This window comes from Flavobacterium sp. (assembly GCF_027483985.1).
GTDB lineage: Bacteria > Bacteroidota > Bacteroidia > Flavobacteriales > Flavobacteriaceae > Flavobacterium.
The window spans coordinates 1-13,511 of record NZ_JAIXTJ010000012.1; the positions used below are offsets into that span (position 1 = coordinate 1).

The 13,511-nt window shown below is 32.8% G+C and carries 12 protein-coding genes; 6 read left to right on the top strand and 6 right to left on the bottom strand.

Annotated features, from left to right (window positions below; genetic code table 11):
• The first annotated feature begins 353 nt into the window (after nucleotides 1–353).
• The 5 genes from Q0050_RS02525 (at nucleotide 354) to Q0050_RS02545 (ending at nucleotide 5,241) form a co-directional block, all read left to right on the top strand.
• Nucleotides 354–911 carry a hypothetical protein gene (locus Q0050_RS02525; protein ID WP_298392363.1) on the top strand — a complete coding sequence of 186 codons (558 nt, stop codon included), beginning with the start codon at nucleotides 354–356 and terminating at the stop codon, nucleotides 909–911.
• 135 nt (nucleotides 912–1,046) lie between these two features.
• Nucleotides 1,047–1,547, top strand: a complete 501-nt coding sequence (locus tag Q0050_RS02530) for a sigma-70 family RNA polymerase sigma factor (protein ID WP_298392365.1) — start codon at nucleotides 1,047–1,049, stop codon at nucleotides 1,545–1,547.
• A 3-nt stretch (nucleotides 1,548–1,550) separates the two neighbouring features.
• Nucleotides 1,551–2,456 carry a hypothetical protein gene (locus tag Q0050_RS02535; protein WP_298392367.1) on the top strand — a complete coding sequence of 302 codons (906 nt, stop codon included), beginning with the start codon at nucleotides 1,551–1,553 and terminating at the stop codon, nucleotides 2,454–2,456.
• A gap of 31 nt (nucleotides 2,457–2,487) precedes the next feature.
• Nucleotides 2,488–2,883 carry a carboxypeptidase-like regulatory domain-containing protein gene (locus Q0050_RS02540; RefSeq protein ID WP_298392369.1) on the top strand — a complete coding sequence of 132 codons (396 nt, stop codon included), beginning with the start codon at nucleotides 2,488–2,490 and terminating at the stop codon, nucleotides 2,881–2,883.
• 45 nt (nucleotides 2,884–2,928) lie between these two features.
• Nucleotides 2,929–5,241 carry a von Willebrand factor type A domain-containing protein gene (locus Q0050_RS02545; protein ID WP_298392371.1) on the top strand — a complete coding sequence of 771 codons (2,313 nt, stop codon included), beginning with the start codon at nucleotides 2,929–2,931 and terminating at the stop codon, nucleotides 5,239–5,241.
• 107 nt (nucleotides 5,242–5,348) lie between these two features.
• Here Q0050_RS02545 and Q0050_RS02550 read toward each other — a convergent pair whose 3' ends face one another.
• Nucleotides 5,349–6,983: an ABC-F family ATP-binding cassette domain-containing protein gene (locus Q0050_RS02550; protein WP_298392373.1), complete on the bottom strand. Its 1,635-nt coding sequence runs from the start codon at nucleotides 6,981–6,983 to the stop codon at nucleotides 5,349–5,351.
• A gap of 244 nt (nucleotides 6,984–7,227) precedes the next feature.
• On the opposite strand from Q0050_RS02550, the gene Q0050_RS02555 reads away from it, so the two are divergent.
• Entirely contained in the window at nucleotides 7,228–8,457 is a 1,230-nt protein-coding gene (locus Q0050_RS02555) for an MFS transporter (protein WP_298392375.1), read from the top strand.
• Here Q0050_RS02555 and Q0050_RS02560 read toward each other — a convergent pair.
• The 5 genes from Q0050_RS02560 to Q0050_RS02580 all read right to left on the bottom strand — a co-directional run bounded on the left by Q0050_RS02560 (nucleotide 8,452) and on the right by Q0050_RS02580 (nucleotide 13,287).
• On the bottom strand, nucleotides 8,452–8,667 hold the full coding sequence (locus Q0050_RS02560; RefSeq protein WP_298392377.1) for a DUF2007 domain-containing protein: 216 nt from the start codon (nucleotides 8,665–8,667) through the stop codon (nucleotides 8,452–8,454). The genes Q0050_RS02555 and Q0050_RS02560 overlap by 6 nt on opposite strands.
• A gap of 185 nt (nucleotides 8,668–8,852) precedes the next feature.
• Nucleotides 8,853–9,473: a DEAD/DEAH box helicase gene (locus tag Q0050_RS02565; RefSeq protein ID WP_298392379.1), complete on the bottom strand. Its 621-nt coding sequence runs from the start codon at nucleotides 9,471–9,473 to the stop codon at nucleotides 8,853–8,855.
• An 80-nt stretch (nucleotides 9,474–9,553) separates the two neighbouring features.
• A complete protein-coding gene (locus Q0050_RS02570; RefSeq protein ID WP_298392382.1) occupies nucleotides 9,554–10,717 on the bottom strand; it encodes a sigma-54 dependent transcriptional regulator in 1,164 nt (387 codons plus the stop codon).
• A gap of 249 nt (nucleotides 10,718–10,966) precedes the next feature.
• The gene (locus tag Q0050_RS02575) at nucleotides 10,967–12,274 is read right to left on the bottom strand and encodes an ABC transporter permease (RefSeq protein ID WP_298392385.1); all 1,308 of its coding nucleotides are present in this window, start codon (nucleotides 12,272–12,274) and stop codon (nucleotides 10,967–10,969) included.
• Nucleotides 12,275–12,366: 92 nt separating this feature from the next.
• The gene (locus Q0050_RS02580) at nucleotides 12,367–13,287 is read right to left on the bottom strand and encodes an ABC transporter ATP-binding protein (RefSeq protein ID WP_298392383.1); all 921 of its coding nucleotides are present in this window, start codon (nucleotides 13,285–13,287) and stop codon (nucleotides 12,367–12,369) included.
• Nucleotides 13,288–13,511 lie beyond the last annotated feature (224 nt).

The following is a 13,511-nucleotide window of genomic DNA, read 5'->3' on the forward strand; positions in this document are numbered from 1 at the left end:
CAACGGTATCTTAATTATTGAATAGTATTTAAAAGACGAGTTATATTAGTAGTCAATTAAACTCCGCTACACCAATCAACTAATCTTATAACTGGAAGAGTAAGCAATCAAAATCGACAAGAGATCTAAAAACTGCTACGAATATCTCAGCAAGTACATCTTAGAAGGCAAATGGTATTTCAGGTAATCTGTCTATTGACGAGAGAAATAAAAGTCAAAATAGTCGGGATAACTCTATCAAAAACTCAGAAGAAAATATTGCTAAAAAATTCAAACCTGATTTTGAAGCTATTACAAAACATCAAGACAGTTTATACATTTTTGGTTCAGGTTCGACTGAAAATCGTAATGTAATGGTTCAAGTTGACGCTAAAACTAAGAAAGTTATTGCTAGCAACGATTTAACAAATTTATACCTTGCGATGCAATCTTTTGGTGAGATCAAACCTGAAGATTTCAATTTAGAAGGTGCAATTTTTAATGGTGAAAGTTGGTTTTTATTCAATAGAGGAAATGGAAAACACAACAAGAATATAGTTTTTACAGTTGATGCAAAAAATTTGACTAATGAATTCCGAATTTTATCCAATAAATTCAAACTTCCAAAAATAGATGGTATTCGTACAAGTTTTACCGATGCTATCCTTGTAGAAGATAAGATTTATTTTTTAGCAACTGCTGAAAATACCGATTCTACTTATAATGATGGTGAAATTCTGGGAAGCATTATTGGTAGAATTGATGTAGTCACAATGAAAATTGATTTCACCGAAAAAATTACAGATACACAAAAATTTGAAGGAATTACACTTTTCAAAAAATCAGAAAAAGAAATTGAATTTTTACTTTGTGAAGATAATGATACTGAAGTTTTAGAATCGAATATTTATAAGTTGGTTATTAAGATATAAACTAATATCTGTTCTTTAATCTGAACACTGAAAACTTTTTTTAACTCTGTCCCAACCTTTTTATAAAAAATGTGCTCTTTACAATAAAGACCTTTAATTGTGATAAACGAAACGATATTAATTAACTGCCGAAAAATGCAACGCGATGCACAGCGACAAGTTTACGAACTGATGTCGCCTAAGTTATATCGCACTTGCAAACGGTATTTAAAAAAAGAAGAAGAAATAGAAGAAGTATTGGCCGATGCCTTCTACTCTATTTTTACTAAAATGGACCAGTTGAAAGAATTAGGAGCATTTGAAGCTTGGGCAAGAAAAATTGTTGTAAATCAGTGTTTGCTTCAGTTAAAAAGAAATGTAAACTTTAATATTTATATCGAAGACGCGAGCATTCAACTGCAACCCGAAACTTTACCAGAAACCCAGTTAGAGGAAGAAGATTTACTGAATTTACTAAATTTTATTCCAGAAGGATGCAAAACTATTTTTAACCTCTTTGTGATTGAAGGTTACGGTCACAAAGAAATAGCTAGTATGCTTAAAATATCAGAAGGAACGTCGAAATCACAACTGAATGTTGCCAAAACTAAATTAAAAGAATTAGTCAACAATCATTATTATCAACAAGTAAAATAAGTAATGGATAATCAAGATAATTTATTCAACAAAATCAAATCGGCTGCTGAAAATGCAGAACAGCAAGACTTTCCGTCAATGGAAAAAGTTTGGTCGCGTATCGATGCTAAATTAGATACGAAGGTTGAAAAGAAACATAACAACAATTGGAAGATAGTAATGATTGCGGCTTCAGTAGCGTTAGTTGTAACTGTCGGATATCAATTTTTCAAAACCGAAAAAGAAATTGTTTCACCTATTAATGAAATCGTAATAAAAGAAGCTGAAAAACCACTAATTCAAGATTCATTAGAAAATCAAAATGGCATAGTTTCAACTGAAATTGAAAGCCCAAAAATTAAAGAAAATGCTTCTGAAATTTTAAAAGAACAAATCTCAAAACCTGCAGCAGTAGCAAGCCAAGAGCTCGATATGGATGCTGAAAATAATGACGATAAACTAATGAAAAACAAGATTACGGAAGCGTCTAAGCAAAAGTCAAGCGCTGCATCTTCTTCGTGGTTTGGTAGTCCGAAATTTGATTCTCGTGGTGTGACCTATGATGAAGTAAAAAGTTTAGAATTTGATTCTGTAGCAATTAAAGATAAAAAAACAAAAAAAGAAGAACCTTTATTGATTTTGAACGGAGAAGTTTCTAAAGAAAAATTATCTAATCTTGATGAAGAAGAAATTGATTTTATTCTCGAGTTACCTGAACCATTGTACATTATTAACAAAATCTATTACACAGAACAAGAACTTTTTGGTCCGAATCCAACAAGTCCGTATGCACCTTTGAACAAGCAAAAAATTGAAACTGTAGTCATTTTGCAACCCGAAAAAGCAGTTCCGATTTATGGTGAAAAAGGAAAAAAAGGTGTCGTGATTATTACTACTAAAGACGGAAAACCTGTTCTGAAGAAAAAATAAATTATTCTTAAATAACGAAAAAAAACACTGTATGAAAAGCATCAAACTTCTTTCATTAGCCCTAACTATGCTTTGTTGTTTCCTAAGTTTTGGACAAGAAAAACTCATTACAGGAACTGTTTCTGATAAAAATGAAGTACTGCCTTTTGTTGTAGTCCAAATAAAAGGAACTAAAACTTATACTCATACCGATTTTGATGGCAAATTTTCAATCAAAGCCAAAGTTGGAGAAACATTGCTATTTAGCTTCATCGGATACGAACCCTTTAAAGTAAAAATAAAGAAGCGAACAAACACCTTAAACATAGTTTTAATAAGTAATACCATCTTATTACAAGAAACTTATCACGTTGAGAGGCCAACTCAACGTAAATTAAATCAAACAGAAATAATCAAAATTTCTAAAGAAGCTATCGAAAAAACGTAGCTAATATAGTACTTCACATCTAGTCAAACCTTAAAATTTAAAATTATGAAAAGTTTAAAACTTATTTCATCAGCAATTGCTATGCTTATATGTTTCGTAACATTTGCGCAAGAAAAAAATATTACTGGTACTGTTACCGATAAAAACGGAGCGCTTCCCGGCGCTGCAATTGTTGTAAAAGGAACTACCAACGGAGTTTCAACTGATATTAACGGAAAATATTCTATTAAAGCTAAAAGTGGTGATATTTTGGTCTTTAGTTATATTGGATATCAAACAAAAGGCGTTACCGTTGGTAATTCAAATACAATCAATGTAGTTTTAATTGAACTATCCAATCAATTACAAGAAGTTGTGGTTGTAGGTTCTTCCGGAGGAAATGCCATTTATTCTGATGATAATAACATAAAATCTACTCTAAAACCATCTGAAAACTTGGAGTTTAATTTTGACAAAAGCGATAAATCAACCGTATTAAATGAAGTTGTTGTTGGTGCAATGGGTATTAAACGAACAAAAGACGCAACTGTTTCTGCTCAAAAAACAATTAGTTCTAGAGAATTAACTCAAGCTTCTAATCCAAGTGTACTACAATCATTGAACGGAAAAGTTTCTGGTTTACAAGTAAATGCTATTAGTAATGGTGTAAATGGAGAAACAAGAGTTATATTGAGAGGAAATCGCTCCATAACTGGAAATAATCAAGCATTAATTGTGATTGACAATGTTATTTCATCAACTGAGGTATTAAATCAACTTTCACCAAATGTAATTGATAATGTAAATGTTATTAAAGGTGCTCAAGGCTCAGCATTATATGGATCTCAAGGTGTAAATGGAGTTATTGTTGTAACCACTAAAAAAGGTTATAACAACAAAACAGTAAAAGAACCAGAATACATTTATGAAGAAGAACCAAAATTAGAAAAGGCAAAATCTAAGAAAATCGAAATAGACCAAGAAGAATATGAGAACTTCATTGAAAACCAATTTGAAAGTCCAAAGAGTGCTCCACTTTCTACTTTTTCTATAGATGTTGATAATGCTTCTTATACTAATATTAGACGATTCATCAACAACGGTCAAACGGTTCCGAAAGACGCTGTGAGAGTTGAAGAAATGATTAATTTTTTTAAATATAATTATCCTCAACCTCAAAACGAGCATCCATTTTCAATAAATACAGATTATAATGAATGTCCTTGGAACAATAAAAACAAAATTGTTCGCATCGGTTTGCAAGGAAAAAATATCGAAACCAAAGATTTACCTAATTCAAATTTGACTTTTTTAATAGATGTCTCGGGTTCGATGAATGATGTCAACAAGTTGCCTTTATTAAAAGAATCGTTGAAAATATTGGTGAATCAACTTCGCAAGGAAGATAGAATATCAATTGTAGTTTATGCTGGAGCAGCAGGATTGGTTTTGCCATCAACCTCTGGAAATGACAAAGAAAAAATAATCAATTCGTTAGACAAACTAAATGCTGGCGGAAGTACAGCTGGTGGCGCTGGAATTGAATTGGCCTACAAAATTGCTCAAGAAAATTTTATTAAAGGTGGAAATAACAGAGTAATTCTTGCAACTGATGGCGATTTTAATGTAGGTTCATCATCCAATACTGATATGCAAACATTAATAGAAGAGAAAAGAAAATCGGGTGTTTTCTTAACGTGTTTGGGATATGGAATGGGAAATTACAAAGACAGTAAAATGGAAATTCTTGCCGATAAAGGAAACGGAAATTATGCTTATATCGACAACATTCAAGAAGCTAATCGTTTTCTGGGTAAAGAATTTAAAGGATCAATGTTTGCTATCGCTAAAGATGTTAAAATTCAAATAGAATTCAACCCAAGTTTGGTTCAAGCCTACAGATTAATTGGCTATGAAAACAGAAAATTGCGTCCCGAGGATTTTAAAAATGATGCCATTGATGCAGGAGAATTAGGAAGTGGTCACACAGTTACTGCATTATATGAAATCATTCCAACTGGAGTGAAAAACGAGATGTATCAAGAACCATCCGATTTAAAATATACTAAATCCGATACTTCTAACACTGATTTTAAGAATGAATTAGCAACAATAAAATTCAGATATAAAAAACCAGATGGTGATAAAAGTATAGAAATGATTAGTCAAATTTCGAATAAACACGGAGATTTTTATACGATTGACGCTGATTTTAAATTTAGTATAGCAGTAGCGTGGTTTGGGTTGAAGTTAAGAAACTCTAAACTAGTGACCAATAAATCTTCTTTAGATATTATTGCTCTAGCGAAAGAAGGTTTGATAAACGACACTGACGGCTATCGTTCAGAATTTATACGATTAGTGGAAAGTGTAAAATAGTTGGATTAAATTTAGTTAATTAAAAAACCCGATAAGTTCTTAGAATTTATCGGGTTAAATTTATATGATAGTCTTACTACTTACTACTCCTATCTTAATACCAAAATCTACTTCTCAATCTCTTTTAAAGTATCCATTTTCTTATGAGCTAAGAAACCTTTGATGTCTTCAAAATGCTCTTTCACACGTTTGTTTCCAAATTCAAATACTTTTTCCGCTAATCCGTCAAGGAAATCTCTATCGTGTGAAACTAAAATTAATGTTCCGTCAAAATCACGTAGCGCATCTTTTATAATGTCTTTGGTTTTCATATCCAAGTGATTTGAAGGCTCATCCAAAATAAGAAGATTTACTGGTTCTAACAACAATTTAATCATTGCCAAACGCGTTTTTTCGCCACCAGAAAGCACTTTAACTTTCTTTTGAATATCATCACCGTGAAACATAAAAGCTCCAAGAATATTTTTAATTTGAGTTCTAACATCGCCCACAGCAATTCTATCGATAGTTTCAAATATTGTAGCATTTTCATCAAGTTGTGCTGCTTGATTTTGAGCAAAGTAGCCAATTTGACAATTGTGGCCAATTTCGACTGAACCACTATTGATCTCAATTTCTTTCATAATGGCTTTAATCATTGTTGATTTTCCTTCACCATTTTTACCAACAAAAGCTACTTTTTGTCCGCGTTCAATAACTAAATTCGCATCCTTAAAAATCAAATGATCGCCATATGATTTCTCTAAGTCTTTTACAATAACAGGATATTGACCAGCACGAACTGCTGGAGGAAATTTCAATTTCAAAGCCGAAGTATCAATTTCGTCCACTTCGATAGGAACAATTTTTTCTAACATTCTAACACGTGATTGCACCGCATCAGTTTTCGAAAAAGTACCACGAAATCTATCAATAAATGCTTGATTATCGGCAATAAATTTTTGTTGCTCGTCGTAAGCCTTTTGTTGATGTACTCTTCTATCTTTTCTTAATTCTAAATAGTGCGTGTATTTGGCTTTGTAGTCATAAATTCTTCCCATCGTCACCTCGATAGTACGATTGGTGATATTATCTACAAAAGTTCTATCGTGTGAAATCACCATTACGGCTTTGGCTTGATTGATAAGAAAATCTTCCAACCACTCAATACTATCCATATCTAAGTGATTCGTTGGCTCATCAAGCAAAATCAAATCTGGCTTAGTCAATAAGATTTTTGCTAATTCAATTCGCATTCTCCATCCACCAGAAAATTCTTTGGTTGGACGATTGAAATCTTCTCTTTCAAACCCTAAACCTTTTAATATTTTTTCGACCTCTGCTTCATAGTTTACTTCTTCAATTGAATAATATTTTTCAGATAATTCTGAAACCTTTTCAATCAATTTCATATACTCATCACTTTCATAATCGGTGCGAATAGTCAATTGTTCGTTGATTTCATCGATTTCTTTTTTCATATTCAAAACCGTTGCAAAAGCTTTGGACGTTTCTTCTAAAACAGTGCAATTGTCTTCCGTTAATAAATGTTGTGGCAAATAAGCAACCACAGCATCACTTGGAGCAGAAATAGTTCCTCGCGTAGGCTTATTTGCACCAGCAACAATTTTTAACAAAGTAGATTTTCCTGCACCATTTTTACCCATTAAGGCAATTTTATCGGTTTCATTGATAGCAAAAGTTACTTCGCTAAAAAGAGTTGTGCCACCAAATTCAACGGCAATATCGTTAACTGTAATCATAGTTTAAGTTTAAAAGTTTAAGGTTTAAAAGTTTAAAAGGCGTTCCTTAAATTTTTGAAGGTGCAAAGATAGATTAAATAAGGAATTTATCAATTTCAATATCAGAAAAAAAAGGGTTGTTTTTCAATGATTTATTAATTAAAATGGTAATTTATTAAACTATAAATAATTCGGAAGATTTTGTTGCCATAAGTAAAAGTCAAAAAATAAATTTAAAGTAATTTTGCACCTTAAACTACATCTTATGCCACTACTAGATTATAGTTTTTTGAGTAAAGTTTTGCCAAAAGCAAAGATTAAAAAATCATTCAAAAAAGTCAAACAATCCTATCTAATTCGCATTAGAATAGCTACTTCGTTATTTTTTTTCGGAATGGGATTTTGCTTTGCAACTTGGGCAAGTAGGATTCCTGATTTAAAATTAAGTTTGAATTTAAGCGAATCTGATTTAGGTTCGATTTTATTTGCTTTACCCGCAGGTCAATTGATTGCAATGCCATTGTCTGGAATAGTTGTAGCAAAATATGGCAGTAGAAAGATTGCTATTTTAGGACTTTTTGTTTATGCTTTTTTCTTGACTTTATTAGGTTTACCAACCGAAAGTTGGCAATTGGCTTTAGGATTATTTCTATTCGGTTTTTTTGGTAATTTTTGCAATATTGCGGTTAACAGCCAAGGTGTTTTTACCCAACAATTGTTTGACAAACCAATAACAGGTTCATTTCACGGATCTTGGAGTTTAGCAGGATTTTCGGGTGCATTGTTAGCTTTATTGATGTTGTTTTTAAAACTAACTCCTTTTCAACATTTCCTAATAGTATTATTGATCATTACCATTTTAATTGCAACAAATTATTCTTTTTTAGTAAAAGTCAAACCTCAAAAACCAGTAGAAAAAGAAAAAACATCGTTCTTCAAAATTCAAGATAAAAATTTGATTTGGTTCGGATTAATTTGCTTTTTCTGTATGGCTAGCGAAGGAATAATGTTTGATTGGAGCGGTGTTTATTTTAAAGAAATTGTAAAAGCGCCTGGTGCATTAGCCATTCTAGGTTACACATCCTTTATGATCACAATGGCAATTGGACGTTTTTTAAGCGATTTTTTAGTACGAAAATTTGGCTCAAGAAAAGTAATACTTACAAGCGGATTTGTTATTTCTATCGGATTGTATTGTGCTGTTTTATTTCCTTATTTAATTACTTGCACGCTTGCCTTTATGATGGTTGGTTTTGGAGTTTCTAACGTTATTCCGATTGTTTTTAATGCCGCTGGAAATAGCAAAAAGGTATCAACGAGTATTGCTTTAACCATAGTTTCAAGTATCAGTTTTATGGGGTTTTTAATTGGACCACCGATAATTGGATACATCGCCGAACTTACAAGTTTGAAATATTCGTTTGCTTTTATTGGAGTTTTCGGACTATTAATTTCAGGCTTAACCTACCAATTAAAGTTGTTTAAAGAGTTATAAACTCAATCGAAACTCCTCTATAACAGGATTTGCTTTTCCGAAATCAACTTCTTGAATGAATAATTCGGCAGCTTTTGAAGTTTGAATACTTGGTAGAACGTTAGCTTGATTATTATTTCTCAAAACTGTATCTATTCCTGCAGCTTCAATTTTTTCTTGTAATGATATAGCTAGAACTTCTTCTCCTGAAAATATTTTGATTAAACCCATTTTGTTATAAAATAATTGATTGTTTATTGTTTATTGTTTTGTAGTAATTTATTGTGTGAGATTCCTACGGAATGACAAACTGTGGGTGACAAACTGAAAACTGCGACTGAAAACTGTGACTGAAAACTGCGACTGAAAACTGTGACTGAAAACTGTGACTGAAAACTGTGACTGAAAACTAAAAACTACTCCTCGTCTTCCATTTCGAAGAATGTCGGCTCTATCATAATTTTATCTGCTAAAGCCTCAACTCTTTCGGTGATTTCGGAGCAAAAGAAAATACGTTGTGTTTTTTCAACACTTGCTGAAAGGCGTAAAATAATGGCATCCATTCGTTGTTTGAATAATAAATCGGCATCATCAACGATAAACATTTTTACAGTATTCATATTGAATCCTGCTGATGAAAAAAGATGATTGATTTTATTAGGTGTTCCAATTAAAATATCCAATCCCATTGAGATTATGTTTTTGTCATAATCGGTATCGCCTTTATCGTGAACTCCAAAAATACTTAAATCGGTATAATTTCCGTATTTCAAGAAAAGTTCTTCCATTTCAAGCACTCGTTCTTTGTTTTCTACTATGATAAGCGCACGAGTACTTTCGCCCATAGTTTTTTCCATACGCTGAATCACATTTAAAACTATAGTTGTTGTTTTTCCTGTTCCGCTAGGTGATTGAATTACAGCGTCTTTCCCACTTTTAATAGTTGAAAATGTTTCTTGTTGCATTTCATTGGCTTCGATTAACTCGTTTTCAATTAGTGCTTGCTGTAAGTTTGGGTTTATTTTTTTTAATTGCATTTTTTTTGCTTTCAGCTTTTAGCCATTAGCTTCTAGCAAAAGCATACTGCTAATGGCTAACTGCTAATTGCTAATTGCTATTATTTACTTGCGAATAACTTCACGTCTGTTTCAGAAATTTCGTTTCCTCCTAAAATGATAAGGCGTTCTACTACGTTTCTTAACTCACGAATGTTACCTGTCCAATCGTATTCTTGTAATAATTTGGTTGCTTCTTTTGAAAATGATTTCTGTGCATTTCCTTGTTCTTCGGCAATTTTTGATGCAAAATGTTCGATTAGCAAAGGTATGTCATCTCGTCGGTCATTCAATGCCGGAACTTTAATTAAAATTACTGCCAATCTGTGATACAAATCTTCACGGAAACGTCCTTCCTCAATTTCTTTTTTCAAATCTTTGTTGGTTGCAGCAACTACTCGAACATTGACTTTTATATCTTTATCAGCACCAACTCTTTGCACCAAACTTTCTTGTAACGCACGCAAAACTTTGGCTTGTGCTGCCAAACTCATATCGCCAATTTCATCAAGAAAAATAGTACCGCCATCGGCTGCTTCAAATTTTCCTGCACGGTCTTTTACAGCTGATGTAAAGGCACCTTTCACGTGACCAAACAATTCGCTTTCAATCAATTCAGATGGAATTGCGGCGCAGTTCACCTCTATTAATGGAAAAGCAGCGCGTTCACTATTTTCGTGTAATTGATGTGCAACTAACTCTTTTCCAGTTCCGTTTGGTCCAGTAATTAGAACTCTGGCGTCAGTTGGAGCTACTTTTTCAATCATCTGTTTGATGTGATTGATTGGTTCTGAATTCCCAATCATTTCGTAGTTTTTACTGACTTTTTTCTTTAGAATTTTGTTTTCAACAACCAATTGTTTTTTGTCTAAAGCATTTCGAACGGTGTTCAAAAGTCGATTCAAATCTGGTGGTTTTGAAATATAATCGAATGCTCCAAGACGCATCGTATTGATAGCGGTTTCCATATCGCCGTGACCTGAAATCATTACGATTGGAATTTCGGGTTTGATTTTTTTAACGGCTTCTAATAATTCTTCACCGTCCATTTTTGGCATTTTGATGTCGCAAAGGACTAAATCGTAATCGGAATTTTTTATTTTTTCAAGTCCTTGAACGCCATCTTCGGCTTCTTCTACTTGGTAAGTATCATTTTCTTCAGAAAGAATTTTTGTTAAAACTCTTCTGATGGATGCTTCGTCTTCTATGATTAATATTTTTGACATACTTTTTTATTTAACCGCAAAGTTCGCAAAGTTTTTCGCAAAGTTCGCAAAAATTCAAAATTGTTATTCAATTAGCCCTGATTACTTCACGTTGCTTTTATTTTCATTTGTGTTCAGTGAACTACGTTTGCAGCAAATATCCTTTTTCTTTTTTCTTTAAAAAGGAAAAGATATTGCGGAAAGCAGGAACTAGGATTACTGATAAAGCCCGAACGATATGCTCCTGACTTCGACAAGCTCAGCCTTACATTAGTATTTAAGCCATTTGTATAATTCTTTCCAAGTTGGTTTTTTGCCGTACATTAGAATTCCGACGCGGTAAATTTTACTTGCAAACCACACTACGCCTAGAAATGTTCCGAAAAGTAGTGTCATTGAAATGGCGATTTGCCACCAAGGCACACCAAATGGAATTCGCATCATCATTACGATTGGTGATGTGAGTGGAATCATTGAAAAAACAGTTGCCACAGTTCCGTGTGGATCGTTTATTACGGTGAAAAATCCAATATAAACTCCAAGAATTAAAGGCATTATTATAGGTAGCAAGAATTGCTGCGAATCGGTTTCGTTGTCAACAGCTGCTCCAATGGATGCGTAAAATGAACTGTATAGAAAATAACCTCCTATGAAATAGAAAATGAATGATATTAGAATTGTCGCTATTGGCAAATTCCATAACTCCTTAATATACATTTGAATATCATTACCCATTCCTTTTTGAGCCATTTGCATTGCTTCTTGAGTTTGTGCCGATGATGTTGCTCCCATTTGAACTCCAAAAATAGACGACATAATGAACATCGCCGTCATACCGAGTAATGCCCAAATCATAAATTGCAAGATTCCTGCTAATGAGGTTCCGATAATTTTTCCCATCATTAATTGGAATGGTTTTACTGATGAAATAATCACTTCAATAATACGAGAAGTTTTTTCTTCGATAACGCTTCGCATCACCATATTTCCGTAGATGACGATGAACATCATAATTAAATATCCAAACGCGCCACCGATTCCGATTTTGATTTCGTTTAATCCTTTCAAGGCAGTTTCACCCGAAGCTTTGTTTAGATTTATAGAAACATCTGCTTTTGATTGATTGATTTTTAAGGTATCTAAACCTTGTTTTTGATAATTTTCAGCCGTAATTCTTTTAGCTATTACATCTTCAATATCTTCAACGAACATAACACCTGGACTATCATTAGAAACATATTGAATGTTCTTTTGAAGTGAAGTATTATCAGTAGATTTTGGAATGATTAGAAGTCCTTCATAGCTTTCGCTGATGATGCTGTCTTTTAAAATTTTTAAATCTATATTGGATAAATTGAGATATTTGTATTCGTCATCGCTTTTGAAATCATTGACAAATCTTCCGGTTTCGTCGTGTATGGCAATGGTTTTTAAATCGGCTTTCATTTGACTTAAATAACCAACAAAAACACCAATTCCAACAAATAACAACGGACTCAAAAACGTCATTACAATGAAGGATTTATTGCGGACTTTGGCAATGAATTCTCTTTTTATGATTAGTAGCAGCTTACTCATTTCTTTCAGGTTATGGGTTGTAGGTCTTAGATAGTAGGTTGTAGGTAGTAGGTTCATTTCTAACACCTAATCCCTACAACCTACAACCCAATTTACTCGGTTACAGTTTTAATAAAAATATCGTTTACACTTGGGATTTTTTCCATAAAATGGGTTACTTGTCCGCGTTGAATTAAAGTGTTTAGTAATTCATTAGGTGTTGCAGTTCCAAGGTTGATTTCTAGTTTTAATTCGTCGTTTAGTGATTTGAAATCGGTTTGAGAAAGTGTGAATTTTTGTGATAAATCATACATCAAACCTTCGATATTGTTGCAAAGAATTCCGACTTCGTAACTGTTAGTTCTGAATTGTTTTTTGACATCGGTTAGTTTTCCTTCAATCAGTTTATTGGATTTGTGAATTAATGCAATATAATCGCACATTTCTTCAACGCTTTCCATTCGGTGTGTTGAAAAAATTACAGATGTTCCTTGCTTGTTCAATTCGATGATTTCATCTTTAATCAAATTAGCATTCACTGGATCAAATCCTGAGAAAGGTTCGTCAAGAATTAATAATTTGGGTTTGTGTAAAACAGTTACCACAAATTGCACTTTTTGAGCCATTCCTTTGGAAAGTTCTTGCATTTTTTTGTTCCACCAACCTTGAATTTCTAGTCTATCAAACCAATAGTCTAATTGCGTTTTGGCTTCTTGCTTAGATAAACCTTTTAGTTGAGCTAGATATAAACATTGCTCACCTACTTTCATAGTTTTATACAAACCACGTTCTTCTGGCATATATCCAATGAAGGCAACGTGTTCTGGTTTTAAAGGTTCGCCATCTAGGATTACTTCACCACTATCGGGCATCGTAATTTGGTTGATGATTCTAATTAAAGATGTTTTTCCGGCCCCATTCGGACCAAGAAGTCCGTAGATGCTACCTTTTGGAACTGTCAGAGAAACGGAATTAAGTGCGGTATAATCGCCGTACTGCTTAACTACATTTTTTACTTCGAGGATATTGTTCATATAAATTCCAATTTTAGAAATTCCAATTGATTTTTTGAAATCTCTAATGATTTTTGCTATTGTTGTTGAATTGGTAAAAGTACTGAATTAGTAGCTATTTGAAATTTTTTGTTACAAAAAAAACCCACCCTTATTTTGACACAAGGATGGGAAAAATTGCTATGAAAAAGAAATTACCTGTTTCCAAGTAATTAGTCAAATGTAGAAATAATTTTATAATTATG